Annotated in this window: 27 protein-coding genes and 1 tRNA gene; 16 read left to right on the forward strand and 12 right to left on the reverse strand. The window is 66.1% G+C overall.

All coding sequences use genetic code 11. The features are described 5' to 3' along the window. Positions 1 to 6: 6 nt before the first annotated feature. The gene (locus B146_RS0103955) at positions 7 to 252 is read right to left on the reverse strand and encodes a zinc-finger domain-containing protein (RefSeq protein ID WP_019995118.1); all 246 of its coding nucleotides are present in this window, start codon (positions 250 to 252) and stop codon (positions 7 to 9) included. 128 nt (positions 253 to 380) lie between these two features. Between B146_RS0103955 and B146_RS0103960 the strand changes: the two genes are divergently transcribed. From B146_RS0103960 to B146_RS0103970, 3 genes are all read left to right on the forward strand, one after another. Then, on the forward strand, positions 381 to 1,154 hold the full coding sequence (locus B146_RS0103960; protein ID WP_019995119.1) for an alpha/beta fold hydrolase: 774 nt from the start codon (positions 381 to 383) through the stop codon (positions 1,152 to 1,154). A 122-nt stretch (positions 1,155 to 1,276) separates the two neighbouring features. Further along, a complete protein-coding gene (gene cysE, locus B146_RS0103965) occupies positions 1,277 to 2,098 on the forward strand; it encodes a serine O-acetyltransferase (RefSeq protein ID WP_019995120.1) in 822 nt (273 codons plus the stop codon). Positions 2,099 to 2,171: 73 nt separating this feature from the next. Beyond that, a complete protein-coding gene (locus tag B146_RS0103970; RefSeq protein WP_019995121.1) occupies positions 2,172 to 2,381 on the forward strand; it encodes a DUF3126 family protein in 210 nt (69 codons plus the stop codon). Between the two features lie 38 nt (positions 2,382 to 2,419). On the opposite strand, the gene B146_RS0103975 is transcribed toward B146_RS0103970, so the two are convergent. Together B146_RS0103975 and B146_RS0103980 are read right to left on the reverse strand one after the other, a co-directional pair. Next, on the reverse strand, positions 2,420 to 3,016 hold the full coding sequence (locus B146_RS0103975; protein WP_019995122.1) for a transglutaminase-like cysteine peptidase: 597 nt from the start codon (positions 3,014 to 3,016) through the stop codon (positions 2,420 to 2,422). Positions 3,017 to 3,477: 461 nt separating this feature from the next. Next, on the reverse strand, positions 3,478 to 4,083 hold the full coding sequence (locus tag B146_RS0103980; RefSeq protein ID WP_019995123.1) for a PilZ domain-containing protein: 606 nt from the start codon (positions 4,081 to 4,083) through the stop codon (positions 3,478 to 3,480). Positions 4,084 to 4,262: 179 nt separating this feature from the next. Here B146_RS0103980 and B146_RS0103985 point away from each other — a divergent pair, with 179 nt between their 5' ends. Both B146_RS0103985 and B146_RS0103990 read left to right on the forward strand, forming a co-directional pair. After that, entirely contained in the window at positions 4,263 to 5,015 is a 753-nt protein-coding gene (locus tag B146_RS0103985) for a rhomboid family intramembrane serine protease (protein WP_019995124.1), read from the forward strand. A gap of 75 nt (positions 5,016 to 5,090) precedes the next feature. Beyond that, positions 5,091 to 5,525, forward strand: a complete 435-nt coding sequence (locus B146_RS0103990) for a CBS domain-containing protein (RefSeq protein ID WP_019995125.1) — start codon at positions 5,091 to 5,093, stop codon at positions 5,523 to 5,525. Between the two features lie 12 nt (positions 5,526 to 5,537). On the opposite strand, the gene B146_RS0103995 is transcribed toward B146_RS0103990, so the two are convergent. From B146_RS0103995 to folE, 3 genes are all read right to left on the reverse strand, one after another. Then, positions 5,538 to 6,527 (reverse strand): patatin-like phospholipase family protein, encoded by a 990-nt coding sequence (locus tag B146_RS0103995; RefSeq protein ID WP_019995126.1) that lies wholly within the window; start codon positions 6,525 to 6,527, stop codon positions 5,538 to 5,540. A 90-nt stretch (positions 6,528 to 6,617) separates the two neighbouring features. Beyond that, positions 6,618 to 7,055: a phosphoribosyl-AMP cyclohydrolase gene (gene hisI, locus B146_RS0104000; RefSeq protein WP_019995127.1), complete on the reverse strand. Its 438-nt coding sequence runs from the start codon at positions 7,053 to 7,055 to the stop codon at positions 6,618 to 6,620. Further along, positions 7,052 to 7,675, reverse strand: a complete 624-nt coding sequence (gene folE / locus B146_RS0104005; protein WP_019995128.1) for a GTP cyclohydrolase I FolE — start codon at positions 7,673 to 7,675, stop codon at positions 7,052 to 7,054. The genes hisI and folE overlap by 4 nt, the downstream gene beginning before the upstream one ends. Before the next feature lie 228 nt (positions 7,676 to 7,903). Here folE and B146_RS29715 point away from each other — a divergent pair, with 228 nt between their 5' ends. From B146_RS29715 to thrS, 3 genes are all read left to right on the forward strand, one after another. Then, positions 7,904 to 8,350 carry an iron-sulfur cluster assembly scaffold protein gene (locus B146_RS29715; protein ID WP_019995129.1) on the forward strand — a complete coding sequence of 149 codons (447 nt, stop codon included), beginning with the start codon at positions 7,904 to 7,906 and terminating at the stop codon, positions 8,348 to 8,350. Beyond that, positions 8,347 to 8,607, forward strand: coding sequence for a membrane protein insertion efficiency factor YidD (gene yidD, locus B146_RS29720; protein ID WP_019995130.1), 261 nt, complete (start codon positions 8,347 to 8,349; stop codon positions 8,605 to 8,607). Before B146_RS29715 ends, yidD begins: the two co-directional genes overlap by 4 nt. A gap of 158 nt (positions 8,608 to 8,765) precedes the next feature. Next, entirely contained in the window at positions 8,766 to 10,739 is a 1,974-nt protein-coding gene (gene thrS / locus B146_RS0104020) for a threonine--tRNA ligase (RefSeq protein ID WP_019995131.1), read from the forward strand. 37 nt (positions 10,740 to 10,776) lie between these two features. On the opposite strand, the gene B146_RS0104025 is transcribed toward thrS, so the two are convergent. Then, the gene (locus tag B146_RS0104025; RefSeq protein ID WP_244498164.1) at positions 10,777 to 11,889 is read right to left on the reverse strand and encodes a hypothetical protein; all 1,113 of its coding nucleotides are present in this window, start codon (positions 11,887 to 11,889) and stop codon (positions 10,777 to 10,779) included. 159 nt (positions 11,890 to 12,048) lie between these two features. On the opposite strand from B146_RS0104025, the gene B146_RS0104030 reads away from it, so the two are divergent. From B146_RS0104030 to B146_RS0104040, 3 genes are all read left to right on the forward strand, one after another. Continuing rightward, on the forward strand, positions 12,049 to 12,633 hold the full coding sequence (locus tag B146_RS0104030; RefSeq protein ID WP_019995133.1) for a nitroreductase family protein: 585 nt from the start codon (positions 12,049 to 12,051) through the stop codon (positions 12,631 to 12,633). Further along, on the forward strand, positions 12,633 to 13,271 hold the full coding sequence (locus B146_RS0104035; protein ID WP_019995134.1) for a flavin reductase family protein: 639 nt from the start codon (positions 12,633 to 12,635) through the stop codon (positions 13,269 to 13,271). The genes B146_RS0104030 and B146_RS0104035 overlap by 1 nt, the downstream gene beginning before the upstream one ends. A gap of 150 nt (positions 13,272 to 13,421) precedes the next feature. Beyond that, complete coding sequence (locus B146_RS0104040) at positions 13,422 to 14,495, forward strand: DUF2336 domain-containing protein (protein ID WP_026358300.1); 1,074 nt, start codon at positions 13,422 to 13,424, stop codon at positions 14,493 to 14,495. 12 nt (positions 14,496 to 14,507) lie between these two features. Here B146_RS0104040 and B146_RS0104045 read toward each other — a convergent pair whose 3' ends face one another. Continuing rightward, on the reverse strand, positions 14,508 to 15,281 hold the full coding sequence (locus B146_RS0104045) for an NAD kinase (RefSeq protein ID WP_019995136.1): 774 nt from the start codon (positions 15,279 to 15,281) through the stop codon (positions 14,508 to 14,510). A 205-nt stretch (positions 15,282 to 15,486) separates the two neighbouring features. On the opposite strand from B146_RS0104045, the gene nagA reads away from it, so the two are divergent. Further along, positions 15,487 to 16,671, forward strand: a complete 1,185-nt coding sequence (gene nagA, locus B146_RS0104050) for an N-acetylglucosamine-6-phosphate deacetylase (protein ID WP_155897358.1) — start codon at positions 15,487 to 15,489, stop codon at positions 16,669 to 16,671. A gap of 25 nt (positions 16,672 to 16,696) precedes the next feature. Here the strand turns inward: nagA and B146_RS0104055 are convergent, their stop codons facing one another. Together B146_RS0104055 and B146_RS0104060 are read right to left on the reverse strand one after the other, a co-directional pair. After that, complete coding sequence (locus B146_RS0104055) at positions 16,697 to 17,923, reverse strand: flavin monoamine oxidase family protein (RefSeq protein WP_244498163.1); 1,227 nt, start codon at positions 17,921 to 17,923, stop codon at positions 16,697 to 16,699. Between the two features lie 242 nt (positions 17,924 to 18,165). Further along, positions 18,166 to 18,777 (reverse strand): cysteine hydrolase family protein, encoded by a 612-nt coding sequence (locus B146_RS0104060; protein WP_026358302.1) that lies wholly within the window; start codon positions 18,775 to 18,777, stop codon positions 18,166 to 18,168. Positions 18,778 to 18,965: 188 nt separating this feature from the next. Between B146_RS0104060 and B146_RS0104065 the strand changes: the two genes are divergently transcribed. Beyond that, positions 18,966 to 21,038, forward strand: a complete 2,073-nt coding sequence (locus tag B146_RS0104065; RefSeq protein ID WP_019995140.1) for an NAD(+) synthase — start codon at positions 18,966 to 18,968, stop codon at positions 21,036 to 21,038. 36 nt (positions 21,039 to 21,074) lie between these two features. Here B146_RS0104065 and B146_RS0104070 read toward each other — a convergent pair whose 3' ends face one another. Together B146_RS0104070 and B146_RS0104075 are read right to left on the reverse strand one after the other, a co-directional pair. Then, complete coding sequence (locus tag B146_RS0104070) at positions 21,075 to 22,187, reverse strand: GGDEF domain-containing protein (protein ID WP_040408277.1); 1,113 nt, start codon at positions 22,185 to 22,187, stop codon at positions 21,075 to 21,077. A 165-nt stretch (positions 22,188 to 22,352) separates the two neighbouring features. Beyond that, positions 22,353 to 22,428, reverse strand: a tRNA-Lys gene (locus B146_RS0104075). Between the two features lie 165 nt (positions 22,429 to 22,593). Here B146_RS0104075 and B146_RS0104080 point away from each other — a divergent pair. The 3 genes from B146_RS0104080 to glmS all read left to right on the forward strand — a co-directional run bounded on the left by B146_RS0104080 (position 22,594) and on the right by glmS (position 26,690). Further along, on the forward strand, positions 22,594 to 23,334 hold the full coding sequence (locus tag B146_RS0104080) for a cytochrome c biogenesis CcdA family protein (protein WP_019995142.1): 741 nt from the start codon (positions 22,594 to 22,596) through the stop codon (positions 23,332 to 23,334). 59 nt (positions 23,335 to 23,393) lie between these two features. Then, complete coding sequence (glmU, locus tag B146_RS0104085) at positions 23,394 to 24,746, forward strand: bifunctional UDP-N-acetylglucosamine diphosphorylase/glucosamine-1-phosphate N-acetyltransferase GlmU (RefSeq protein ID WP_026358304.1); 1,353 nt, start codon at positions 23,394 to 23,396, stop codon at positions 24,744 to 24,746. Between the two features lie 117 nt (positions 24,747 to 24,863). Continuing rightward, the gene (gene glmS / locus B146_RS0104090; RefSeq protein WP_019995144.1) at positions 24,864 to 26,690 is read left to right on the forward strand and encodes a glutamine--fructose-6-phosphate transaminase (isomerizing); all 1,827 of its coding nucleotides are present in this window, start codon (positions 24,864 to 24,866) and stop codon (positions 26,688 to 26,690) included. Positions 26,691 to 26,692 lie beyond the last annotated feature (2 nt).

Consider the following 26,692-nt stretch of genomic DNA (forward strand, 5'->3'; position numbering starts at 1 on the left):
GTGCGGTCAGGCGGCCTTGTCGTGATAGGCGCAGCCGGCGGGGCGGGTCTCCTCGCGCTTCAGCGCGGGATTGTAGCGATAGAGCGTCGAGCAATAGGGGCAGACCTTCTCGCCCTCGTCGCCCATGTCGAGATAGACATGCGGGTGATCGAACGGCGCGTTGGCGCCCACGCACATGAACTCCGCGACGCCGATTTCGATCACGTCATATCCGGCGCTGTTCTGGAAATGGGGCGTGCCATAACCGGCCATGAAGCTCTCCGTCCGACCCTTGTCTGAATTCGCGCCCACCTTAATCCCCTCCGCATCAAAAGAACAGGGTGGTGGCGCACGCCGGTTCGCGTTATCCGGGCGCGCCGAACGGGACACGGAGGCTGGACATGGCTGAGTTCGAGAATGGCGGCTATCGCCTTCATTTCATCGACGAGGGAGACCCTTCGGCGCCCGCCGTGCTGCTTGTCCATGGCTTTGCCTCCAGCCTGCGCGTGAACTGGGTCGATCCCGGCTGGGTGCAGGTTCTCACCGACGCGGGCTACCGGGCCGTCGCCTTCGATCATCGCGGCCACGGTCTCAGCGACAAGCCGCGAATCGGCGAGGCCTATACGCCGGAGGCCATGGCGAGCGACGTCCTCGCTCTCGCCGATCATCTCGATCTGCCGAAGGCCGCCTTGTTCGGCTATTCCATGGGCGCGCGCGTATCCGCCTTCACGGGCCTCGCGCATCCCGAGCGTTTTCCGCTGCTCGTCTTCGGCGGGCTCGGTATCGGCCTCGTGAACGGCGTCGGCGACTGGGACCCGATCGCGGACGCGCTTCTCGCGCCGTCGCTGGACGATGTCTCGCACGAGCGCGGCCGCATGTTCCGCGCCTTTGCCGACCGGACCCGCAGCGACCGGCTGGCGCTCGCCGCCTGCATCCAGACCTCGCGCAAGGAACTGACGGAAGACGAGGTCTCCCGCCTTCGCCAGCCGACGCTGATCGGCGTCGGCACTAAGGACGATATCGCGGGCCCGGCGCAAGACCTGGCGGACCTGATGCCCCATGGAGAGGCCTTTTCCATCTCCAATCGCGATCATATGCTGGCGGTCGGCGACCGGCTCTTCAAGGCGAAGGTGCTGGAATTCCTGGCCGAGCACCGGGCGCTCATCGCGCGCTGAACGAGCGGCGTTGGAACTGGCTGACTTTTTAGGCTAAGCCCCGCGCTGGCAACCGCGTGGCGCCGACTTACCTTTGAGGCTCAGACGAGCCGCGTCGAACACGAGACGAAAGCGTCAGGACGATGACTGTGATTCCCGCATCCTTCGCGGATCGTCTTCCCTCGGTCGATCCGATCTGGTCCCGCATGCGCGAGGAAGCGCACCGCGCGGCCGAGCGCGAGCCCGCGCTGAGCGGCTTCCTCTACGCGTCGATCCTCAACCAGCGCTCCTTGGAGACCGCCGTCGCGCATCGCGTCGCACAGCGGCTCGATCACCCGACCGTGCCGGCCTCGCATATCGAGCAGGGCTTCGCCGACATGGCCGTCGCGACGCCGGAATGGGCCGATCAGCTTCGCATGGACATCCGCGCCGTGTTCGACCGGGACCCGGCCTGCAGCCGCTTCATCGAGCCGCTTCTGTTCTTCAAGGGCTTCCAGGCGATCCAGACCCATCGCCTCGCGCATTGGCTGTGGAACACGGGGCGCGTGGATTTCGCGCTCTATCTCCAGTCGCAGTCCTCCTCGGTCTTCCAGACGGACATTCACCCGGCGGCTCGCATGGGGAAGGGCATCTTCTTCGACCATGCGACCGGCATCGTGGTCGGGATGACCGCCGCCATCGGCGACAATGTCTCGATCCTGCAGGAGGTGACGCTCGGCGGAACCGGCAAGGAGTTCGGCGACCGGCACCCCAAGATCGGCTCGGGCGTCCTGATCGGCGCCGGCGCGAAGGTCCTCGGCAATATCCATGTCGGCGCCTGCTCCAAGATCGCCTCCGGCTCCGTCGTCTTGAAGGACGTGCCGCCGAATTCCACCGTCGCGGGCATCCCGGCCAAGCTGATCGGAACGTCGGGCTGCGCGGAACCGGCCAGCGCCATGGACCAGAATTTCAGCCGCGAGGATTGATCCCGCGATCCGTTACGGCCTCCGGGCCAATCAGCCGACGCCGCAGGCGAGGTTCCTTCAAGGAGTCCTGGATTTGAAACCAGACGAAATCCGCAAGCTCGAAGCCTTCTTCAAGCGCACCTTCAAGGGCGTCGATCTGAAGGTCAAGCCGATGCCCAAGCAGACCGACACGGCCGAAGTCTATATCGACGACGAGTTCGTTGGAACGATCGGCAAGGACACGGACGAGGGCGAACTGTCCTACCATTTCACGATGTCGATCCTCGACATCGACCTCGACTGAGGAAAAGGCCGGCTTCAAGCCGGCCTTTTCGTTTGGGGCTATCGCACGCTGCCGACCAGCATTTCGCGGCCGTCGTCGATCGACACCCACTTGGACGAATCCTGGTCGGACTGGCGCTTCAAGTATTGGTAGGGCGTCAGCGTCCAGTCGAGAACGCGCTGGTCGAGATTGTCGAGCACCATGTCGCCCCGGTCCGTGCGAACCGTCAGCACCGCGTGACCCTCGCCATTGCGCTGCCGCACGACGGTGAGGAGCAGGGCCGAGCGCGGGAAGCCTTCCCGCTCCAGCATGTACTGCTTGAGCAGAGCGAAATCCTCGCAATCGCCTTCCGTTGTCGGATAGGCCCATTTCTCGGGCACGCCGTAGATTTCCTGATCGGTGCGGGCCGTGATCCCGTTGTTCACCACGGCGTTGATCTCGACGATGGTGGACCAGACGCGATCCGTCATCTTGACGGTCCGCACCTCGTCGTTGCGGCTGCATTCCGCCGGGTAGCTCTTGCAGAAGTCGAAATGCCCGACCGGCTGCGAGGTCGGACCGCGCGTGACCATGGCGGCCTCGGCGGCTGAAAGGGAAGCGAGAAGGGCGGCGACGGCACAGGGCGCGGCCAGGAAGCGGTGGAACAAGGTGAACACGACGGATCTCCCGAAAACTTAGGGAGACCTTCGCAATTCGGATTGATCGAAGACCGAAGTGAAATCGGCGAATTTTATTCAATTCACCCAAAGCGCGGCGCGTTCTTCAGGCGTTACGGCAATAGAGATGTCTCTGAAGACTTTGTTGCCCCGCTTCATACTTCGATCAGCATAAGCCCGCTCGGTCATGAAGATGAAGAGCGGCTGACGCAGCACGACGGACGGGCCGGGGCGCGCAAGGGGCGGCGTTAAGGTTTGACACCCGAAACCGTTAACGCCGGACGCGGAGACGGCGTGCGCAGGTCCGCTCCAGGCATTCCCCAGAAGGGGCAGAGGGGCGTCGAAGAAGCGGATCGGACGGCGATGCGCCGCCCGCTAGCGCCTCGAATCTTTTTTCGAGTTTTCCACAGCCGGCTTGGGTCAGGTGCCGCGCCGACCGCTGGCGAGTTGCCGGTCCCGTCTCAGCGGAAGGATTCGTTCAGCGTTTCCGCCGTCTGGAGCGTCGTGAACTCGATCGCGAGACCGTCCTCGAGCTGGCGTACGACGCGGCCCTGCATGGTCCCGAGCGTGACCTTCGAACCGTTGGCGGGACGCACGGCGCAGGCCACGGCAGCGCCCGACAAGGACAAGTCGATGATGCGGACCTGATAGCGGCGTCCGTCGTCCAGAACCATCTCGATGATCGGATTGCGCGGCTGAATGCGCTCGTGGCGGCGATCTTCGGGCAGCGACAGTTCATGCCGGTTCGCAAGCCAGGTGAGCTGCGCCGCGAGCTTCTCGCGCTTGCGGTCCGTCGCCTGGATGTGGAGCGCGAATCCGCCGGCGAAAAGCCGGACGACGTTCCCTTCGATCCGGCCGATATGATCGGCATAGAGAATGATGCGCTCGTCGGCCCGGGGCTCCACGGCCGAGATCACGGCAATGCCGCCGGGGCTCACATTGTCGATCCGGCAAGGATACTCGTCCTGGCTCTCCCGCATGAAGCGGCCCAGAAGATCGACCTTCACGCGCTTGAAATGGCGGCGGTCTTCGGCAACGGGTCGGGTCGTGAGGGAAGGCGTCAGCATGGGTGGTCGATGCCGTCTCGTTCGTCAAGGTGAAGGAAGCCTATCCAAGAAGGGTTAACAGTTCCGGCCCAACCGAGGCTGATCCGACAGGACGAGGCGTTTCACCCGATCCTGTCCCGCGATCGTTTGCCTCCTCGCCGCGCCGCGTTAGAACTGCGCTCGATCAGAAGGAGTGTCGCGTGTCTCTCGATCCCGCATCCCTGCACGGCGAGAGCCGCCCGCCACGGTCGGTCGCGCCGATCAACGTCCCCGCCGTCGTTCTGGCGGTGCTCGCGATTCTCGGTGCGATCCACTGGTTGCGCACGAGCGTCCTGTCGCAGGCCGACGACATCTGGACGCTCCTCAACTTCGCGCTGATTCCGGGCTGCTATGCCGATCTCGATCAGGTCTGCGCGCTGCGCGAACCGTGGGCCAACTGGGCGTCTCCGCTCAGCCATGCTTTCCTGCACGGGGACTGGATGCATTTCGGCACCAACGCCATCTGGCTGCTCGCCTTCGGCACGCCGGTGGCGCGCCGCTTGGGGGCCGCGCGGTTTCTCGTGTTTTCGGCGGTCGGCGCGCTGGCCGGCGCGGCGCTCTTCTATGTGTTGAACCCGGCGCTCGTGCAGCCGATGATCGGCGCGTCCGGCGTCGTCTCGGCTTTGATGGGCGGCGCGGCGCGATTCGCGCTCGGGTCCACCGGGCGGTCCAGCTCGCGCGACGTCGCCTATGCGCCGCTTCTCAGTCTGCGCGCCAGCCTGATGGATCGAACCATCCTTTTCTTCATCGTGATCTTCTTCGTCACGAATCTCGCGCTCGGATCGGGCGGCGGCGCCATGTTCGGCGAGCCGGGGGCGATCGCCTGGGAAGCGCATGTCGGCGGCTTCCTTTTCGGCTTCCTGAGCTTTGGTCTGTTCGACCCGCGGAGACAACGCCCGATTCGCTCGGTCTAGCCGAGCGCGGCGAGGGGAGGTTGCGCCCGGGCTCGTCTGGCGTCACCATGGTCCGTCTGAGGAAGGGAGGTCCTGATGACGGTGCAACTCATACTCGAGGCCAAGGGCCGCGACGTGGCAACGGTCGATCCGACGCAACTCTTGGGCGAAGTGATCGAAACGCTTCACGCTCGCCGGATCGGCGCGCTCGTGGCGCTCGATGCCGACAATCGTCTGCTCGGTATCGTGTCTGAGCGCGACGTGGTTCGGCTTTTGGCGGAGCAGGGGTCGGCGGCCCTCAGCCGAGCCGTTGGCGAGGTGATGACGCGCAGCCTCGTGACGATCGCCGAAAGCGCGACGATCGACGAAGCGATGAACCTGATGACGCGCGGGCGCTTCCGCCACTTGCCCGTGGTGCGCGACGAGCGATGCGTCGGGATCATCTCGATCGGTGACGTGGTGAAGCGGCGGATCGAGGATGCCGAGCGCGAGGCGGAAGACCTCAAGACCTATATCCACGCCGGCGGCTGACGCCGCCGCGCTCTATCGGTTCGGAAGGGAATGGCAGAGGCGTTCGATCTCGGCCATTCCCCGCATCGTTTCCTCGTATCCATAGGCGATGCATTCACGCGCCCGGAAGAACTCCGAAAGCCCGATGTCGCGAACGCGCGGATGCACCGTGTAATCCGGCGGATCGCCCGCGAGGCGAGAGCGCGAGATACGATCCTGAATGATGTTGAACGCGTCCACGACGGAGCGGCCGATCCCGATCCGGTCCGGCTCGCGCACGGGTTTGGGCTCGGTCCCGATCAGCGGATCGCTCCGGTTGGCCTCTGCGGTGCGCTCGGAGGCCGTGGCCTGCGCGCTCATGCGCAGGACGGCGGCCCGGCCGAACAGGTCGTAATGAAGGTTCACGGCGATCACCAGGGGCTCTTCCATGGCGCGGCAGACCGAGACCGGAACCGGATTGACGAGCGCCCCATCCAGCAGCCGACGGCCATTGCATTCGACCGGTGGAAACACGCCGGGCAGAGCGTAGGACGCTCGCATCGCCAGAACGAGCGAGCCGGAATCCAGCCAGACCTCGTGCCCGCTTCGCGCTTCCGTCGCGACGCAGACGAGCGGGCGGCCGAGATCCTCGATTCGAAGATCGGCCAGTTCGCCGGCAAGACGACGGTGGAGACGCGCGCCGCCGATGAGGCCGCCGCCGCCCCAGCGGATGTCGAAGAAGCGCATCATGCCCCGCCGCGTCAACGACAGGGCGAACTGTTCCAGCTCGTCCAGCTTGTCGGCGAGATAGCACCCGCCGACCAGGGCGCCGATCGAGGTGCCAGCGATCATGGTGATGGGAATGTCCGCCTCAACGAGCGCTCGGATGACGCCGATATGCGCCCAGCCGCGTGCCGCTCCGCCCCCCAGGGCGAGCGCCACGCCGCGTTTGGCGGCGGGCTTGGGCTTGTTGTCGCGCTGATCCGCCTCGTCGCGGCCTGTTCCGCCGTGGTGGGCATTGCGCCTGAAAACCAGATCGAGCATCCGCCGGCACTCCCATCGTCGTTCGGCTCGGATCGTCAGCCTACGCGACGACCGCTTTCCGGTTCGCTCACCGGCGCGGTTAACGCATGGTTAGCTATGCTGCGATGCAGCGCGCGCTTCGATCTGTACCAGCGTCGCATGGCCGTTTGACGAAACGACGCGGCGATAGAAGCAGGTCGTGCGTCCCGTGTGGCAGGTGTCCTCGGGCTTGGCGACATCGACCTTCAGCCAGACGGCGTCCTGATCGCAGTCGACCCGGACTTCGCGGACCGTCTGAAGCGCGCCCGACGTCTCGCCCTTCTTCCAGAGGCCCTTCCGCGAGCGGCTGAAATAATGCGCGATGCCCGTCTGCAGGGTAAGGTCGAGCGCCTCGGCGTTCATATGGGCCACCATCAGAAGCTCGCCCGACTCGGCGTCCGTCACGACGGCGGTGACGAGCCCGGTCGCGTCGAAGCGCGGAGCGAGGACATCGCCTTCCTCGAGTTCGGGCTTGCTGGCCGCCTGCGGAAAACGAGGGGCGTCTGTCACTTCCCGCCCACCATGGCGAGGAAGCGCGTCTGCTCGGCCTTGTCCTCGCGGAAGGCGCCGTAGAAGGAGGTGGTGATCGTGGTCGAGCCCTTGGTGCGGATGCCGCGCATGGACATGCACATATGCTCGGCCTCCAGCATCACGGCGACGCCGCGCGCGCCGAGCGCGCCGTCGATGACGCCGGCGATCTGCTCGGTCAGCGCTTCCTGCGTCTGGAGCCGGCGGGCATAGACGTCCACGATGCGCGGGATCTTCGACAGGCCGACGACACGCCCGCCATTCGGCAGATAGGCGACATGCGCCTTGCCGATGATCGGCACCATGTGGTGCTCGCAATGCGAGGTGAAGTCGATATTCTTCAGGAGCACCATGTCGTCGTAGCCCGCGACCTCGTCGAAGGTGCGGTTGAGGATCGCGGCGGGCTCCTGCGTGTAGCCCGCGAAGAGTTCCTCATAGGCTTTGACGACCCGGCGCGGCGTGTCGAGCAGGCCCTCGCGCGAAGGGTCCTCGCCGATCCAACGCAGAAGCGTCTCGACGGCGGCCTCGGCCTCTTGCCGCGAAGGGCGGTTGGTCTCGTCCGCCTGCATGGTCTGACCGGTCATTCTGACGCTCGCGTCCATCATCTGTTCCCGAAGTTCGGGTCTCGGGTGCGGCAAGGGTCGAGGCGAACTCCCCGATCCCGGCCGACGTCGAACCGCTTGATGTTGCAAACCTTCGGATGCGTCAAGCAAAGACGGCGATCGCGAGGGCCGGGCGCGGCTTCCGAACGCCCTGTCGCGATCCTATATGTTGGCTGTTCGCTCCTGTTGAAAGAGCGCGAACCGGAACGGTCCTTCCACGGAGCGGCGATGATCGACGATCTTTACAACGAGCGGATTCTCGAATTCGCGGGCAATATTTCCCATCTCGGCCGCCTCGACGCGCCGGACGGGACGGCGACCGCGCATTCCAAGCTCTGCGGCTCCACCGTCACGGTCGATCTGAAGCTCGAGGGGGGCGTCGTGTCGGATTTCGCGCAGGAGGTTCGCGCCTGCGCCCTCGGTCAGGCCTCGTCCTCGATGATGGCGCGCCACATCGTCGGCGCCTCGGCCGAGGAACTCCGGGCTCTCCGTCGCCAGATGGTGGCGATGCTGAAGGAAGGCGGGCCGCCGCCCGAAGGCCGCTTTGCCGACATGCGCTATCTGGAGCCCGTGCGCGAGCACAAGGCCCGGCACGCCTCGACGCTCCTGACCTTCGACGCCGTGGCCGAAGCGCTCGACCGCGCCGAAGCCGCGCGTCCGGGCGAGGCCGCGTGAAACGGATCGGGCGCAACTACACCGGCCCCTGGCGCCGGACGCCCGGTCGTCTTCTCGGCACGGGTCTGGTGCGCCTTTATCAGATCGTCTTCTCGCCGCTTGTCGGCGGCCATTGCCGCCATGTGCCCACCTGTTCCGAATACGGATACGAGGCCATCGCGCGCCATGGGCTTTGGCGCGGCGGCTGGCTGACCGCGCGCCGCGTTGCGCGCTGCGGGCCGTTCGGCCATGCGGGGCACGACCCGGTTCCCGACTGATCGCTCGCGCTGGACGCAAGCTGGAGGCAGGCGTCGCGCTTGCGCGTCCGCAGCCCTGCGCCTAGAAGCCGGGCTTCGCAGCCCGGTTTGGTGGTGCTGCGCTCATCGATCGAACAGCTTCCCCGCGTGGTAGGCGGGAGTGAGCGGAAAGGACCGACATGATCGACGTCACGTTTCCCGACAATTCGGTGCGCTCCTACGAGCCCCAGACGACTGGCGCGGAAATCGCCGCCGGCATCTCGAAATCCCTCGCCAAGAAGGCCATCGCCTACGCTATCGACGGCGAAGTGCGCGACCTGTCCGAGCCGGTCGGCCGGGCGGGGCGCCTTGAAATCCTGACGCGCGAGGATGATCGCGCGCTGGAAATGATCCGTCACGACACGGCGCACGTTCTGGCCGAAGCCGTGCAGGAACTCTGGCCGGGAACGCAGGTCACGATCGGCCCGGTCATCGAGAACGGCTTCTACTACGACTTCGCGCGCGACACGCCCTTCACGCCCGACGACCTTCCGGTCATCGAGAAGAAGATGCTGGAGATCATCCGCCGCAACGCGCCCTTCACGCGCGAGGTCTGGACGCGCGACGAGGCGCGCCGCGTGTTCGGCGAGAAGGGCGAGACCTACAAGGTCCAGCTCATCGACGCGATCCCCGAGGATCAGGACGTCAAGATCTACCGCCAGGGCGAATGGTTCGATCTCTGCCGCGGGCCGCACATGGCCTCGACGGGCCAGATCGGCGAAGCCTTCAAGCTGATGAAGGTGGCCGGCGCCTATTGGCGCGGCGATTCCAACAATCCAATGCTGACGCGCATCTACGGCACGGCCTGGCGCACGCCCGACGAGCTGAAGGCCTATACGACGATGCTCGAGGAGGCCGAGAAGCGCGACCATCGTCGCCTCGGCCGCGAGATGGACCTCTTCCACTTCCAGGAAGAAGGGCCGGGCGTCGTGTTCTGGCATCCCAAGGGCTGGTCGCTCTTCCAGGACCTCATCGCCTATATGCGCCGCCGGCTTCGCGCCGACTACAGCGAGGTCAACGCGCCCCAGGTTCTCGACAAGTCGCTCTGGGAAACGTCCGGCCATTGGGGCTGGTATCGAGAGAACATGTTCCAGGTGCAGTCGGCCGGCGACGAGGCGGAGGACAAGCGCGTCTTCGCCTTGAAGCCGATGAACTGCCCGGGCCATGTCATGATCTTCAAGCACGGCTTGAAGTCCTACCGCGAACTGCCCATCCGCTATGCGGAATTCGGCACGGTGCATCGCTATGAGCCGTCCGGTGCCATGCACGGGCTCATGCGCGTTCGCGGCTTCACGCAGGACGACGCGCATATCTTCTGCACCGACGAGCAGATGGAAGCCGAGTGCCTGAAGATCAACGATCTGATCCTCTCGGTCTATCGCGACTTCGGGTTCGAGGAGATCATGGTGAAGCTCTCGACGCGCCCCGAGAAGCGCGTCGGCACGGACGAGATGTGGGATCGCGCCGAAAGCGTGATGCGCGACGTTCTCAAGACGATCGAGGCGCAGTCAGGCGGTCGCATCAAGACCGGCATTAACGAAGGCGAGGGCGCGTTTTACGGCCCGAAGTTCGAGTACACGTTGAAGGACGCGATCGGCCGCGAATGGCAATGCGGCACGACGCAGGTGGACTTCAACCTGCCCGAGCGGTTCGGCGCCTTCTATATCGATTCGAACTCCGACAAGGTGCCGCCGGTGATGATCCACCGCGCCATCTGCGGCTCGCTGGAGCGCTTCCTCGGCATTCTGATCGAGAATTTCGCCGGGCATTTCCCGCTCTGGATGGCGCCGACGCAGGTCGTCGTCGCGACGATCACCTCCGAGGCGGACGCCTATGCCGCCTCCGTCGTCGAAGAGCTGCGTGCGGCTGGCCTTCGCGTCGAGAGCGATCTTCGCAACGAGAAGATCAACTACAAGGTGCGCGAGCACAGCCTCGCCAAGGTTCCGGTCATCCTCGTCTGCGGCAAGCGCGAGGCGGAGGAACGGTCGGTGAATCTACGCCGTCTCGGCTCGCGCGATCAGGAAGCGATGAGCCTCGACGCGGCCAAGGCGCTGCTTCTGGACGAGGCCGTCGCGCCCGACCTGAAGGCCAAATCCGCCGCCGAGGCGGCCTGATACGAAAAAGGGGCGGTCCGATGGACCGCCCCTTTTTTTAGTCGCCGGTGCCGATTTCCGGACTGTTGGGATCGACGAGATCGCTCGTCAGCACCTCGACATCGGCGTCCTTGCCGCTTTCCACATGGAACTGGCGCTGGAAGATCCGGTCCTTGTTGCGCGCGACGATCACGTAGTCGCCCTCCGCCAGAACCATCGAGGGGAAAGCGCCGACGCTCTCCTGAATGAGATCGCCCTGCGTCGAGGTGATCGACCAGGCCGTGTCGGCCAGCGCTTCGCCGCCATGCTCGCGAACGAGCTTCATGGTCAGCTGCGCGCCGCGCTGCTTCATCACCGCGTCCGTGATACGTCCGGCTTCGACGCGCACCTCGGCGCGCGATACGGCGTTCACGTCCCCATAGCGTGAGACGACCTGATAATTGCCCGAGTTGAGGCGAATCACCACGCCTGGCGGGATGTCGGAGGCCACGAGCCGCCGGTCGCGGTCCTCGGTGGCTTCGCTGTAGATGTCGAACTGGACCTTGTCGCTGGTCAGATCGGACGTCTCGGAGGCCTTCGCCTTCAGCCGCAGACCGCCTGCGTCGATCGCCACCGTTTCCCGCGTCTCCCGGCCGTTGAAGTCGATTCGCTTCGTGACGCCGGCTCGCCCATAGCCGACATGCAGGAGATAGGCGCCGGGCGGAACGTCGAACACCGCTTCGCCACCCTTCGCCACCGCGATCACCGGAAGCTTTCCGTCGCCGCCGGCATGGGGCGAGAACAGGCGCCAGACGAGATCGGCGGGAATCTCCGGTCCGTCCTTGCCGAGCGTCGCGCGCAGGGTCAGCGCGTTCTGCGGACGCGCGATCTCGAGATGGGGCTGCGGTTGCGGCGCGAAGGCGGGGATCGCGGGAAGATTGAGGTCCTTGCCCTGGATCTTGGGGAGCGGCTCGGGCAGCTCGATCGGTTCGAGCCGCTTCAAACGCTGCGGGGCAGGGATTCCGAGATCGACCGTCGCCGGGTCCTTCGGGATGGCGGATGGCGAGGCATAGGCGCCGGGCGCGTCGGGCTCGTCATGCCCTCCAGCCGGCGGGCCGCCCTGCTGCGCCAGGGCCGGCAGGGCCATGAAGACGGACATGGCGGCCGAGACGAGTCCCCAATTCGGGCGCATGAGCCATCTCTCCTTCCGCATTCATCCTCCTTCTTGGACGGCAACCCATAGCCGATTTCAAGGCGAATTGGCGACTTCCCCGCGAGGCGCATCAAACTGGTTTGCAAAGCGCCGGTTTTTCCCTAGCTCTGGGGCCGGCAAACTTGAGGACGAAAATCCGTGATCGAAGCCCAGACCCTGCTCGCCACCCGCCGTTCCGTTCCCATTCCCGCTCTGGTCGCGCCGGGGCCGGCAGGCGAGGAACTGACGCAGATGCTGACGGAGGCGACGCGGGTTCCGGACCACGGGAAGCTTGCGCCCTGGCGCTTCATCCTGTTTCGCGGCGAAGCGGCGCCGGCCCTCGGCGCGGCCATGGCAGCGCTCGCCCAACGGCGCGAAGGCCAGCCCTTGAGCGAGGGACGCCGCGCCTACGAGGAAGCCCGCTTCACCCGCGCGCCACTCGTGGTCGGTGTCGTCTCGACCGCCAAGCCGCATTTCAAGATCCCGGAATGGGAGCAGGTCCTGTCCGCAGGCGCCGCGACCATGAACCTGATCCACGCCGCCCATGCGCGCGGCTACGGCGCGAACTGGATCACCGAGTGGGTGGCCTATGACGAGGACGCCAAGGCCCTGATGGGCATCGCGCCCGAGGAGAAGGTCGTCGGCTTCGTCTATATCGGGACGCCCACGGAGAAGCCCAGCGATCGCCCCCGGCCGGAGCTTGCCGCCGTCGTGTCCGAAGCCCCCATGCCGGCAGCCTCCTGATGTTCTACGAAACCGACCGCAACGAACACGGCCTGCCGCACGACCCGCTGAAGGCGATCGTCGCGCCGCGCCCGATCGGCTGGATCTCGACGCGCTCGAAGGAGGGCGCCGCCAATCTCGCGCCCTACAGCTTCTTCAATCTCATCGCCGACGATCCCAAGCTCGTCATGTTCTCGTCCTCAGGGATCAAGGACAGCGCGACCTTCGCGGTGGAAACCGGCGAGTTCGTCTTCAATCTCGCGACCTACCCGTTGCGGGACGCGATGAACCGATCGTCGGCCGCCGCGCCACGCGGCGTCAGCGAATTCGAGATCGCCGGGCTGACGGAAGCGCCTTGTCATCTCGTGCGCGCACCGAGGGTCGCGGAATCGCCTGCGGCGCTCGAATGCAAGGTGACGCAGTCGTTCCGGCCGATGGGGCTCGATGGGCCGTCCCCATCCGCCTTCATCGTGATCGGGCAGGTCGTCGGCGTTCATATCGACGAGCGCGTCCTGCGCGACGGGCTGTTTGCCACCAATCTCGCGGAACCGCTCACGCGGCTCGGCTATCTCGACTATGCCGTGACGCGGGAGGTCTTCACCATGCGCCGCCCCAAGCGCCCGGACGCCAGCGATATCGCACCGGCCGACGTTCCTTAACGGCACGTTCAAGAGCATGGTAAACGCTTCTTAAAGGATTGGCGCGCAGGAATGAGACAAACGTCTCGTTCCGAGGGTCGATTCGATATGCTTGCACACCACTTCGTCAAATGGTGCGAAACAGCCGGCACGGCGGAGCGTTGTGCGGGTGTGGCACTCTTGGCCGAGGCGGTGGTCGAGCGGAAGTTCCTGCCCAAGGAAACGCGCGAGGCGGAAGCCGCCTTGCTCTTCGCCCTCGACGATGCGTCGCCGCTCGTCCGGCGCACGATCGCCCTGCGCGTCGCGCCCTCCGATCGCGTGTCCCGTCAGATCGTCCTCGGCCTTGCGCGCGATGCCGACGACATCGCCTTGCCGGTCGTCAGCCGCTCGCCGCTCCTGACGGGCAAGGACCTCGCCGATCTCGCCCGCTCGGGAAGCGATCAGGTTCGCTGGGCCATCGCCCGCCGCGCCGCGCTTCCGGCGGAAGCCTGCGAGGCGATCGCCGAAGCGGGCGATGCCGAGGCCGCATTCGAACTCGCGTCCAACGCTCATGCGGAGCTGCCGTCCGCAACGCTGCGAGCGCTGGCCGCCGCGTTCGAAGGCAATGGTCGCGTTCGCGACGCGCTGCTCGGGCGGAGCGATCTGCCGGCGGAAACGCGGCATCGGCTCGTTCATACGGTCGCAGCGCAACTCGGCCAGTCCGCCTTCGTCACCGCCGTTCTGGGTGCCAGCCGCAGCGAGCGGCTGCGCGAGGAACTGCAGGAGCGGGCGCTCGCCGCCATCATGGAGGATGTTTCCTCCGACGAGCTCGTCGCCTTTATCGAGCATCTTCGCGCGGAAGGCGCCTTGAACACGGCGGTGCTTCTGAGGGCCGTGTGTTCGGGTCGCATCGACCTCTTCGCCGCCGCCGTCGCCCGACTGACGGGCTACTCGGAAGGGCGGGTCCGCGCCATCATCGCCGAAGCGCGTCACCCCTCGTTCTCGGCGCTCATGGCCTCGGCGGGTCTCTCGCCGGTCGTCACGCCGCTTCTCCTGGCGGCGACGCGCGTCTGGAAGGACGTGTCGATGGTGGAGGACATCGATTCGGCCGATGTGACGGCTTCCGTCATGCAGCGGCTGCTCGGCCACCAGCGCCGCGAAGCGCCGGCCTCGCAGAAGGAACTCGCCGAAATTCTGGAGCGCATGTCGAGCGACGCGCAGCGCTCGACGGCGCGCCTGCGCATGGAACGCTATCTCGCCGCGTAAGCCGCCTCCGCTTCAGTAGCGGAACTGCTCGGCGAGAATCCGTTCGTCCCAGGAATGTTCGGGATCGAACAGGATCAGGCTACCGAGATCGCGCACCTCGCGGATCTCGATATGCTGCACCGACTTCACCTCGCGATGGTCGGCCACAGCGTTGACCGGCCGCTTCTCCGATTCCAGCACCTCGATATCGACAACCTGCCGGTTGGCGAGCAGCGCCCCGCGCCAGCGGCGAGGCCGGAAGGCGCTGACCGGCGTCAGCGCCAGGAGCGGCGCCTCGATCGGGATGATCGGGCCTTGGGCGGATAGGTTATAGGCCGTCGAGCCCGTGGGCGTCGCGACGAGAACGCCGTCGCAGACGAGTTCGTCGAGCCGCGTGCGGCCGTCGATTGAAATCTTCAGCCGCGCCGCCTGATAGGACTGGCGGAACAGCGCCACTTCATTGATCGCCAGCGCTGTGTGACGCATCCCGACATCGTCGATCGCGGTCATCTGCAGTGGCCGAATTTCGCTCTGCACGGCCTTTTCAAGCCGGTCGGCGAGATCGAGTTCGCGATACTCGTTCATCAGGAACCCGACCGTTCCCTTGTTCATGCCGTAGATCGGCTTGCCCGTGTCCATGAATCGATGGAGCACATGCAGCATGAACCCGTCGCCGCCGAGCGCGACGACGATTTCGGCGTCCTCCGGATCGACTGTTCGGTAGAGGGACTGGAGCCGCACCAGCGCTTCCTGCGCTTCGGGGCTTTCGCTCGCGACGAGCGCGATCGGCCGGATCGTTTGTCGCATGAGCACCCACGTTCGAGAGATTGAGCGCGGCCGGTCCGTCCGCCTGCGCAAGCGAACCTAATTCCTCCGGATCAGGACGCAAGTCATTCTCGCGCCTTTCTTCGGGACGAAACCTCCGTCGGGACACGGGACCGCTGGTTCGTTTTCGCGGACGCTGCGGACTGCTATGTCCGCCGTCACGTTCTTCCCGATCGAGGCCATTGGCATGACACGATTCGCGATCTCCGGAGCCGACATCTTCGACGGCGTCCGCACCCGTCGCAACGCGGCGCTCATCGTCGCGGACGGACGGATCGAAGAGGTGCGGGAAGCGCTCGACCTCGACCCGGACCTGCCCGTCGAACGACTGAACGGCGGCACGCTGGCGCCCGGCTTCGTGGACATTCAGGTGAATGGCGGCGGCGGCGTTCTTCTCAACGACCGGCCCGATGTGGACGGGGTGCGCGCCATCTGCGAGGCCCATGCGGCTTTCGGCACGACCTCGCTTCTGCCGACCGTCATCACCGATCGCGAGGAGGTCACCTTCGCGGCGATCGATGCCGTGAAGACGGCGCTGGCGCGGCACGTGCCGGGCTGCGGCGGCATCCATGTCGAAGGTCCGTTCATCGCGCTGAAGCGCAAAGGCGCGCATGACGCGGCCTGCGTTCGCGCGATGACGGACGAGGACGTCGCAAAGCTTTGCGCGGTGGATCTGCGTCCGTTTCTGATTACCGTCGCGACCGAATCCGTGACACCCGAGCAGATCGCGACGCTCACGCGCGCCGGCATTCTCGTCTCGATCGGCCATTGCGACGGAAGCTACGAGGACGTCTCCGCCGCGATCAAGGCCGGCGCGCGCTGCGTCACGCATCTCTTCAACGCCATGAGCCAGCTCGGCCATCGCACGCCCGGCGTCGTCGGCGCGGCGCTCGATTCAGCCGATGTCTGGGCCAGCATCATCGCTGACGGGCACCACGTTCACCCCGCCATGGTCGACCTCGCGCTCCGCGCCAAGAAGGGCGAGAATCGCATGATCGCGATTTCCGACGCCATGCCGACGGTCGGCAGCGCGGGCGACGTCTTCGAGCTCGGCGGGCGGCGCGCCACGCGGGAAAACGGCCGCCTGACGCTGGACGACGGCACGCTGGCGGGCTGCGACATTTCCCTCCACGACGCGGTTCGCTACCTTGCCGGTGAGATCCGCCTCCCGCTGGAAGAAGCGCTGCGCATGGCCACGGCCAATCCGGCGCGCTTCCTCCGTCGCGAAACGGAGCGCGGATTTCTGCGCAACGGCGCGGCGGCCGATTTCGTGTGGCTGCGCGACGACCTCTCGCTCGGTCGCGTCTGGATGAACGGTCGCGAGCGGCGGAACGAGAAGGGCGGGCGCGGCGGTCAAACCGCTCGCCCTTGAGCGGCACAAGCGACGGTGCTGCTTGCTACCCGAGCGCGAGAAGCTCGTCGGCGGCGCGGAGCCCGGTTTCGAAGGCGCCGTGGGCGGTGGAGAAGGCTTGGGCATGAGTAGCCTCGCCCGCCCACACGATCCGATCGTCGATGCGCTCGGCGAGGACCTGTCTCGCTCCGGCGTGGCCGGGCAGGGCGTGGGAGTAGGAGCCTTGGGCGAACGGATCGAGGCCCCAGGCGGTCTCGCAGTCCGGCTCGATCGCCTTCACGATGTCGGAGCCGTAGAGCGCGCGCAGCTCTTCGAGCGCGAACCGCGTCGCCGCGCCCGGTCCCTCGGCCTCCAGCGCCGCCGCATGGCGACCGCCGAAGAAGCCTTCGATCAGCGGACGGCCGAACGGCCGAAGATTGTAGCTGCCCGTTGCCGCGCGATCGATCTGGCCGAAAAGATGACCCTCGACGGAAAACCGCTCGGGTTCGCGTAGGCGCAGAAACACCTTGTTCGCCAACCCGAGCGGGAGTCCGGCGGCGGCCTCAACCTTTGCGTCGTAGCGCCGGGGAAGACGCAGCGAGCCCTTCGCGATCGCGGGCGTCGGCACGGCGACCACCACATGGCGGGCCGCGAGATCGCCCCGGTTCGTGCGCAGCAGAGAGCCGTCTGCCCGGTCCTCGATCGCTTCGACGATCACATTGAGCTGGCATGGCAGCGAGCCGGCCAGCGCGGCGAGGGCGGTGCCGTAGCCCATCGTCAGGCGCCAGTTCACCCCCGTATCGACATAGGCCGCGTAGTCGAGAACCGACACGCGGTCGAACTCCGTGCCATTGTAGTAGCTGCTGACCGCGTCCATGAGCGCGTTCCAACGGCAGGCCGGGTCGAAATGATCGGCGGCAGCGCCCTCGCGCCCGTCGCGTGCCGCCTCGTCGAGACGTTCCTCGAACGCATCGAAGGCGGCGGCGAAGGCCTTCTGATCGAGGGGCGGAAAGCCGCGATCGCCTTCCTGCTCGTCCCATCTCGGCCGGGTGCGGTCGATCGCAACGCCTGCGGCTTCGAACAGGGGAACGAGCGGGTTGCGATCGGCCGAATGCAGCCATTCGCAGCCGAGATCGATCGGCTCGCCGCCTCGCGCCTGAACGGTGTGAGCACGCCCGCCCACGCGGTCCCGCGCTTCCAGAAGCAGCACCGAGCGACCGGCGGCGGCGAGGCGAGACGCTGCGGCGAGCCCCGCCGCGCCTGCGCCGATGACGGCGACATCGCAGGAATTCATGAGGACCATCGTGTTTGGAAAAGAAGTGGACCGCCGTCCAAATGAGTGCGCTCGCCGGCAATGTCCAGATCGAGTGGAAAGCATCCGGTTGGCGCGGCAAGAGGCGGGTGGGACGCCGAAAGCCGCCCAAACCGGATGCTGTGGAGAGTTCTAACGTAGGCGGATTGCAACTCCGTGAAGGCCCTGCGACAAATTTGCGGCGATCGCTGCGGGCGACGGGTGAGGCGCGGCCGGCCTCCTCGTCAGGTCCACTGTTTCAACAGGTTTTCCGTCGCGATGGTCTCGACCTGCTGGCCGTAGCGACGGCGATAGACCTCGATCTGTGCATCATGCGCATCGTCGCTGGAGGAACAGAGCGCGTCCGTCACAAGGATCATGCGATAGCCGCGGTCGACCCCGCCGAGCACGGTGCCGAGAACGCAGACATCGGTTTCCCCGCCCGTGACGATCAGCGTGTCCGTCCCCTGCGAGCGCAGCATCTCGTCGAAGGCCGGCTCCATCCAGGGCGAGTAAACCGCCTTATCGAAGACGAGGGCGGGCGGCACGAAGGCGGCGAGGCTCGGCACCAGCTCGACCATGTCCTCGCCCAGCTCGTCCAGCGTCATGGACGACCAGCGCTCATAATAGCGCCGCCAAGTGCCCTGGCCTTCGCCGGGGTGGCGCGCCGGCACGAAGCGCGTGAACAGGGTGCGTTCGGGATGCGCTTCGACGATGCGGCGCGCGTTCGGCAAGACGCGCTCCGCCCAGGGGGTCTTCCAATCGGTCTCTTCCGCAAACAGGCGCTGAAGATCGACGCAGACATGAAGCGCTTTTCCGCCGATCGGTCCAAAGCGTAGGTCGCCTTCTTCGCTCATCGTGGCCGTCTCCTTTCGCGTGGGAAGAGCGGCCCGCGATCCGGCGTTCCGAAGGCGGAAGCGGAACTTGCGTAGATGGATGCCAAAATCCTCGCCTTCCCCTAGACTGGAAAGGGCGCGGACCGGTTGATTCTGGAGCCGCGTCATCCAGCTCAGGTTCGTTCGATCTGTAAGCGAGGCCCGGCACCATGTTCTCCGAAAGCGCACCGCGTCGTGCCGACCGTTTCCATTCGATCCACGAACACGGGTTCGTGCGCGTCGCCGTCGCGACGCCGCGCGTCTTCGTCGCCGATCCGCAAGCCAATGCCGAGGAGGTGCTGCGCGAGGCGGGCCGGGCGGCCGAACGGCATGTCGACCTCGTCGTCTTCCCGGAACTCGGTCTGTCCGCCTACGCGATCGACGATCTGCACCTGCAGGAGGCGCTGCTCGACGATGTCGAGCGCGCGATCGCTCGCATCGCGGCGGCGTCCGCCGACCTTCCCTCGGTGCTTCTGGTCGGCGCACCGCTTCGCCGGAACGGCCGGCTCTACAATTGCGGGATCGCGATCGCGCGGGGCGCGATCCTCGGCGTCGTGCCCAAGGTCTTCCTGCCGAACTATCGCGAGTATTACGAGAAGCGCTGGTTCGCTTCGGGAGCGGGCATCACCGGCGTCGAGATGGACGTCGCGGGCCAGACGGTGCCTTTCGGCACAGATCTCCTGTTCGCCGCGGCGGACCTGCCCGACTTCATCTTCCATATGGAAGTCTGCGAGGATTTCTGGTCGCCGACGCCGCCTTCGATCGAAGGCGCGCTCGCCGGGGCGCTGCTCCTGTGCAACCTGTCTGCCTCCAATATCGTGGTCGGCAAGTCGGCCGACCGCCACCTTCTGACCTCCGCCCATGCGATGCGCTGCATGGCAGCTTACGTCTATTCGGCGGCCGGGCAGGGCGAGAGCACGAACGATCTGTCCTGGGACGGGCAGGCGATGATCTACGAGTTCGGCGATCTCCTCGCCGAGTCCGAGCGCTTCGCCCGCGAGCCGCAGCTGACGCTGGCCGATGTCGATCTCCAGCGCCTGCGCCTCGAGCGCATGCGGGTGCCGACCTTCAACGACGCCGCGGCGCAGGCCGGCCATCCTGAACGGCGCTTCCGGCGCATCGAGTTCCTGCATCAGCCATCCTTCGCGAATGTCGGGCTGGAGCGTCGCCTTCGCCGCTTTCCCTATGTGCCCGACACGGCCTCGCGCCTCGATCAGGATTGCTACGAGGCGTTCAACATCCAGGTTCATGCGCTGATCAAGCGTTTCGAATCGACGCCGGGCGATCGGATGGTGATCGGCGTGTCCGGCGGGCTCGATTCGACGCATGCGCTGATCGTCGCCGCCAAGGCCTGCGACATTCTCGGCCTGCCGCGCTCGACGATCCTCGGCTTCACCATGCCGGGCTTCGCCACGGGCGACGCCACCAAGGGCAATGCCTGGGCGCTGATGCGCGCGCTCGGCGTGGAGGCCGACGAGATCGATATCCGCCCGGCCGCCAGGCAGATGCTGAGCGACATGGGCCACGCCTTCTCGGCGGGCGAGCCGGTCTACGACATCACGTTCGAAAACGTGCAGGCGGGGCTGCGGACCGACTATCTCTTCCGCCTCGCCAACCAGCGCAACGGCTTCGTCATCGGCACCGGCGACCTGTCGGAACTGGCACTCGGCTGGTGCACCTATGGCGTGGGCGACCAGATGAGCCATTACGGCGTCAATGCCGGCATCCCGAAGACGCTGATCCAGTATCTCATTCGCTGGACCGTCACGACCGGCCAGTTCGACGCCGAGACGAACCGGGTTCTGACGGCGATCCTCGACACGGAAATCTCGCCCGAACTCGTGCCGGCCGACGCCAGCGGCGCGCTGCAAAGCACCGAGTCGAAGATCGGCCCCTATGAACTGAACGACTTCTTCCTGTTCCACGTCATGCGCTACGGCCAGCCACCCGCGAAGGTGGCCTTCATGGCGCTTCACGCGTGGAAGGACACGGCCACCGCCGGCTGGCCGGCGCATTTCCCGGATGCCAAGAAGAACGCCTACGAACTCGCCACGATCCGGCATTGGCTGGAGCGCTTCCTCGTGCGGTTCTTCCAGACGAGCCAGTTCAAGCGCACGGCCATGCCGAACGGGCCGAAGGTCTCGGCCGGCGGAAGCCTGTCGCCGCGCGGCGACTGGCGCGCGCCGTCCGATGGTCGCGCGGACGCCTGGCTGCGGGATCTGGAGCGCGTTCCCAAAGCCTGATCGGACGGGCGCGAACGCGGCGTCGTCACGCTTCGGTCAGGCGGCCTTGACGCAGTCGCGGCCGGCGAGTTTCGCCTCGTAGAGAGCGGCGTCCGCCCGTTCGATCGCAGATCGCAGGCCGAGCTTGGCACCGGCGAGTGCCACGCCGACGCTGACGGTGACCTGGATCAGATCATCGTTCCAGGGCACGGGTCGGCTCGCCATGGCGGAGCGCAGGCGTTCGGCGAGGCTCAGCGCCACTTGCCGATCGTGTCCGGGAAAGACCAGTACGAACTCCTCGCCGCCGAGCCGCGCGAGATGTCCTCCATCGGGAAGAACGGCCGTCGCGCGCTTGGCGAATTCCTTGAGCACTTCATCCCCCGCCGCATGGCCGAAGCGGTCGTTTACCGCCTTGAAGTGATCGAGATCGGCGAAGAGAACGCAGCTTTCCCTGGACTGGTTGGCGAGGGCCGAGGCCAGCCCCTCGCGATTGAGAAGCTGCGTCAGCGAATCGGTCCGCGCCAGCCTTTCGATCGCGGCATAGGCCTTCTCGGCGTCCAGGGCGAGGATGCAGGTCGTCAGCACGATCGATGTCACATGATCGCTGACGAAGATGCCGACCACCAGCATCGAGGGATAGGTTGGATGAACGGGAAGGAGCGGGAAGCAGATCGACACCGCCACCACCACGAGCGCGATGCCGGCCATAAGCCGGATCGGAGAACGCGGTCCGCGAGAGGTCAGCACATAATGGGCGATCGCCGCCTCGTGCAGCGCATAGGCGAGCGTGCTGGCGGCATTGGTCACGTCCGCATCGACATTCAGAGCGGACAGGAGAAGGTGAACGGCGGTCGGCAGAACGAGCAGCCCGACCATCCGCCTCGTCATCGCCGAGCGCCCGTCGAACCGGCGGAACCCGCTCCAGAACAGCGAGCCGGCCATCGACCAGCCGAGGAGAGCCCATTCGCTGCCGTAGTAGCCGAAATCCACGAAGCCGATCGCCATCACGGCGCAGAGCAGGAAGCTCGCACCGAACAGCAGGAAGGAGGTCTTGCTTCGACGCAGCAACCAGCACGTCGTGAAGACCGCTCCACACGTCGCGAAGACGATGGAATCGGTCAGCTGAAGGGTGGATATCGAAGGGTCCATGACGGTCAACCCATGTCTCATGGACCGATCCATACCCCTTCGCGAGGTAAGGTTCCTTAACCGCTGGGAAGAAGCCGCGCGGATGGTTTGTCGCGGCTTTCCGATATGATTTCGATTTGAATCATATGAGCAACCCGCAGCAAGGCACCGCAGAGCGAACGGGAATGAGAAATGGGGTTTTGAGAATGGTGAGCGCGGTGGGACTCGAACCCACGACCACATGATTAAAAGTCACGTGCTCTACCAACTGAGCTACGCGCTCGAACCAACATGAACTCATGTTTGGAATGCGCGGACCATAGAAAGGTCGCGCGCTGGGGTCAACCGCTTTCGCTGGCGGTCCACAGCGTTTGAACCCCACGGCGCTTCGTCGTATGACCCGCCGCATGGGGCCGTGCGCGGCGGTTCAAAGGGAAGGGCGGGTGCGTTGATTTCGGACCTTTCGTATCCGACGGCGATTCTCGCCGGGGCTCTGTCGTTTCTCTCGCCCTGCGTCCTGCCGCTCGTGCCTCCCTATCTCTGCTACATGGCGGGCGTTTCCGCCGACGATCTGCGTCGGGGCGGCCCGACCTCCACGCCGGGCTATGGGCGCCTCGTCCTGACGGCGGTGCTTTTCGTTCTCGGCTTCTCCACCGTCTTCGTTCTCCTGGGGGCGGGGGCGAGCACCCTAGGACAGCTGCTCCGGCGCAACATGGACTGGCTGGCCATCCTGGCGGGTGTCGCGATCATCCTGATGGGGCTGAAGTTCCTTGGGCTTCTGCGGCTCGACATCCTGTCGCGCGAGGCACGCTTTCAGCCAGAAGCGCCGCGCCGCTCGCTCGGGGGTGCCTATCTCATGGGCCTCGCCTTCGCTTTCGGCTGGACGCCCTGCATCGGGCCGGTTCTCGGGCTGATCCTGGGGCTCGCGGGCGCGCGGCAGTCCGTCTCGGAGGGCATGCTGATGCTCGGCTTCTATTCGGCGGGGCTCGGCATTCCGTTCATTCTGAGCGCTGCCTTTTCTGCCGCGTTCCTGCGCGCCATGGGCCGCATTCGCGCGCATTTCGGCCTGATCGAGAAGGCCATGGGCGTGATGTTGGTCGCCACCGGCGTCCTGTTTCTGACCGGCGGCATGCAGGCCCTGTCGTTTTGGCTTCTCGAAACCTTCCCGGCCCTTCAAAAGATCGGTTGATCCCCTTATCGCTGGGCGATCGATCGACCCTGCCGCTTCATCCCAAGGACCAGCCGCCGATGACCCGCACCTGCCTTTCCCTCGTTCTGGCCGCAGGCGAGGGAACCCGGATGAAATCGTCGCGCGCGAAGGTCCTGCACGAGGTGGCCCATCGCCCGCTCGTGCTCCACGCCGTCGATGCCGCGATCAGCGCCGGTTCGACCGAAACCGTCCTCGTGGTCGGGCGCGACGCGGAAAGCGTGGTCGGCCTCGTCAGGACGTTCGAGCCTCCGCTTCGCGCCTTCTCACAGCTCGAACGCCTCGGCACGGCCCATGCCGCCCTAGCGGCGCGCGAGGCGCTGACGGAGGGGTTCGACGACGTTCTGATCCTGTTCGGCGACACGCCGCTTGTGCGGCCCGAAACGCTCCTGGCCGCCCGCGCCGAGATCGCGGCGGGCGCGGCGGTCTGCGTCGTCGGCTTCCGGACGCCACGGCCGACCGGATATGGGCGCCTGATCCTCAACGGACGCGATCTCGTCGCGATCCGCGAACACAAGGACGCCTCGGAAGAGGAACGCCGGATCGAACTTTGCAATGGCGGCGTGATGGCGATCGACGGACGCCGGGCGCTCGATCTCCTGTCGCGGATCGGCAACGAGAACGCCAAGGGCGAATATTACCTCACCGACATCGTGTCGCTGGCGCATGGCGACGGGCTGCCCGTGCGCATGGTCGTCGCGGACGAAGAAGACGTCCTCGGCGTCAACACGCGGCTCGAACTCGCGCGGGTCGAATCGATCTGGCAGGCCCGCCGCCGCGACGAGATGATGCTGGCCGGTGTCACGCTCCAGGCGCCGGACACGGTGTTCTTTGCCGCCGACACCGTGATCGAGCCCGATGTCGTGATCGAGCCGAACGTCGTGTTCGGACCCGGCGTTCACATTGCGAGCGGCGCCGTGGTCCATGCCTTCAACCATCTGGAAGGCGCCCGCGTCGGCCCGCAGGCGAGCGTCGGGCCTTTCGCGCGGCTGCGGCCGGGGGCCGATCTTCACGCCCGCGCCAAGGTCGGCAACTTCGTGGAGATCAAGAGCACGACGGTCGGCGAGGGCGCCAAGGTCAGCCATCTGACCTATCTCGGCGACGCCAGCGTCGGTGCCGAGGCCAATATCGGCGCGGGCACGATCACCTGCAATTACGATGGGTTCAACAAATACCGCACGGCGATCGGGGCCGGCGCCTTCATCGGTTCCAACTCCGCGCTGGTGGCGCCGGTGCTGATCGGCGACGGCGCCTATGTCGGCTCGGGCAGCATCATCACCGAGGACGTGCCGGCCGACGCGCTGGCCATCGGCCGGGCCCGGCAGGTGGTGAAGGAAGGTCGCGGGCGCGAGATCAACGAGCGCAACGCCGCCCGCAAGGCTGGCCGGTCTTAACCAGACGCGCCGTTCGCGACAGGTTCGCAATGAAAATTGAGCGATGGTTTCGCGCCGTCGCGCTATCTGGCTGAACGCAAGGGGCGCGCCGGCGTCCGCCCGAAAGGATCTTTGTTCATGTGTGGTATTATCGGGATCATCAGCCAGACCCCCGTCGCCTCGCGGCTGGTGGATTCGCTCAAGCGGCTGGAATATCGCGGCTATGATTCCGCCGGCATCGCGACGCTGGAAGACGGCGCGCTGCAACGGCGCCGGGCCGCCGGCAAGCTGCGCAACCTGGAAGCCGTCCTTGCGGAGCAGCCGCTCCACGGCACGATCGGCATCGGCCACACGCGCTGGGCGACCCACGGCGTTCCCAACGAGACGAACGCCCATCCGCACGCGACGCGCCGCCTGTCGGTCGTCCACAACGGCATCATCGAGAATTTCCGCGAGCTGAAGAGCGAGTTGGCGGCTGACGGCTACACGTTCGAGAGCGAGACCGATTCCGAGGTGGTCGCCGTCTATGTCACGCGCCAGATGGAGCGTGGCATGTCGGCGAGCGAGGCGGTGGCCTCGACGCTCGCGATCCTCGAAGGCGCCTTCTCGCTGGCCTTCCTGTTCGACGGCGACGACAAGCTCCTGATCGGCGCGCGGCGCGGCAGCCCGCTGGCGATCGGCGAGGGTGAGGGCGAGATGTTCCTCGGCTCCGACGCGATCGCGCTGTCGCCCTTCACCGATGCCGTCCGCTACCTGGAGGATGGCGACTGGGCCGTCCTGACGCACGAGGGCGCCTCGATCTTCGACGCGACCGGCGCGCCGGTCATGCGGCCCGTCCGGCGTTCGGTCGGCAAGGCCTTCTATGTCGACAAGGGCAATCATCGCCATTTCATGCAGAAGGAAATGTACGAGCAGCCCGAAGTGCTCTCGCATACGCTCGGCGCCTTCGTGGACATGACGAGCGGGCGCACGCGCCTGCCGCAAGGCCAGGCCTTCGACTTCACCAAGGTCCGCCGCATCGCCATGTCGGCCTGCGGCACAGGCTATTACGCCGCCCTCGTCGGCCGCTATTATTTCGAGCGCTTCGCGGGCATCGCCTGCGATCTCGATGTCGCCTCCGAGTTCCGCTATCGTGAAAGCCCGCTCGGCGATGTCGATCTCGCGCTCTTCGTCTCGCAGTCGGGCGAGACGGCCGATACGCTGGCGTCGCTGCGCTATGCCAAGGAATCCGGGCTCACGACGGCGGTGGTCGTCAACGTGCAGGAATCCACCATGGCACGCGAGGCCGATCTGGTCTTCCCGACGCTCGCGGGGCCCGAAATCGGCGTCGCCTCCACCAAGGCCTTCACCTGCCAGCTCATGGCGCTCGCAGCCCTCGCGATCCGCGCCGGCGTCGATCGGGGCGTGATTTCGGGCGATGGCGAGCTGGAACTGACCCGTGCGCTCGCGGAAGCCCCGCGTCTCGTCAACGCCGCGCTGCATCTCGAGGATCAGGTCGAGACGCTGTCCCGCGAGATGGCGACGCATCGCCATGCACTCTTTCTTGGCCGGGGCTTCTCCTTCCCGCTGGCCCTCGAAGGTGCGCTGAAGCTGAAGGAAATCAGCTACATCCACGCCGAAGGCTATGCGGCGGGCGAGCTGAAGCACGGGCCGATCGCTCTCATCGACGAGACCATGCCGGTGGTCGTCGTCGCGCCGCATGACCGGGTGTTCGAGAAGACCGTGTCGAACATGCAGGAAGTCGCGGCGCGCGGCGGGCGGATCATCCTCCTGACCGACGAGTCGGGCGCGGCATCCGGCGCGGTTCAGGCGGCGAGCACGCTGGTCCTGCCGGATATGCCGGATATCCTGATCCCGATGGTTTTCGCCGTTCCGCTGCAGCTTCTGGCCTACCATACGGCCGTGCAGATGGGCACGGATGTCGACCAGCCCCGCAATCTCGCCAAATCCGTGACGGTGGAGTGAGG

The sequence above is a fragment of the Aureimonas ureilytica DSM 18598 = NBRC 106430 genome (assembly GCF_000382705.1).
Taxonomy (GTDB): Bacteria; Pseudomonadota; Alphaproteobacteria; order Rhizobiales; family Rhizobiaceae; genus Aureimonas; species Aureimonas ureilytica.

Coding starts and splice junctions, on each gene's coding strand:
- B146_RS0103955 (WP_019995118.1), bottom strand. CDS start 252: ATGGCCGGTTATGGCACGCCCCATTTCCAGAACAGCGCCGGATATGAC.
- B146_RS0103960 (WP_019995119.1), top strand. CDS start 381: ATGGCTGAGTTCGAGAATGGCGGCTATCGCCTTCATTTCATCGACGAG.
- cysE (WP_019995120.1), top strand. CDS start 1,277: ATGACTGTGATTCCCGCATCCTTCGCGGATCGTCTTCCCTCGGTCGAT.
- B146_RS0103980 (WP_019995123.1), bottom strand. CDS start 4,083: ATGCTGACGCCTTCCCTCACGACCCGACCCGTTGCCGAAGACCGCCGC.
- B146_RS0103990 (WP_019995125.1), top strand. CDS start 5,091: ATGACGGTGCAACTCATACTCGAGGCCAAGGGCCGCGACGTGGCAACG.
- B146_RS0103995 (WP_019995126.1), bottom strand. CDS start 6,527: ATGCTCGATCTGGTTTTCAGGCGCAATGCCCACCACGGCGGAACAGGC.
- folE (WP_019995128.1), bottom strand. CDS start 7,675: ATGGACGCGAGCGTCAGAATGACCGGTCAGACCATGCAGGCGGACGAG.
- B146_RS29715 (WP_019995129.1), top strand. CDS start 7,904: ATGATCGACGATCTTTACAACGAGCGGATTCTCGAATTCGCGGGCAAT.
- thrS (WP_019995131.1), top strand. CDS start 8,766: ATGATCGACGTCACGTTTCCCGACAATTCGGTGCGCTCCTACGAGCCC.
- B146_RS0104025 (WP_244498164.1), bottom strand. CDS start 11,889: ATGCGCCCGAATTGGGGACTCGTCTCGGCCGCCATGTCCGTCTTCATG.
- B146_RS0104035 (WP_019995134.1), top strand. CDS start 12,633: ATGTTCTACGAAACCGACCGCAACGAACACGGCCTGCCGCACGACCCG.
- B146_RS0104045 (WP_019995136.1), bottom strand. CDS start 15,281: ATGCGACAAACGATCCGGCCGATCGCGCTCGTCGCGAGCGAAAGCCCC.
- nagA (WP_155897358.1), top strand. CDS start 15,487: ATGACACGATTCGCGATCTCCGGAGCCGACATCTTCGACGGCGTCCGC.
- B146_RS0104055 (WP_244498163.1), bottom strand. CDS start 17,923: ATGAATTCCTGCGATGTCGCCGTCATCGGCGCAGGCGCGGCGGGGCTC.
- B146_RS0104060 (WP_026358302.1), bottom strand. CDS start 18,777: ATGAGCGAAGAAGGCGACCTACGCTTTGGACCGATCGGCGGAAAAGCG.
- B146_RS0104065 (WP_019995140.1), top strand. CDS start 18,966: ATGTTCTCCGAAAGCGCACCGCGTCGTGCCGACCGTTTCCATTCGATC.
- B146_RS0104070 (WP_040408277.1), bottom strand. CDS start 22,187: ATGAGACATGGGTTGACCGTCATGGACCCTTCGATATCCACCCTTCAG.
- glmU (WP_026358304.1), top strand. CDS start 23,394: ATGACCCGCACCTGCCTTTCCCTCGTTCTGGCCGCAGGCGAGGGAACC.
- glmS (WP_019995144.1), top strand. CDS start 24,864: ATGTGTGGTATTATCGGGATCATCAGCCAGACCCCCGTCGCCTCGCGG.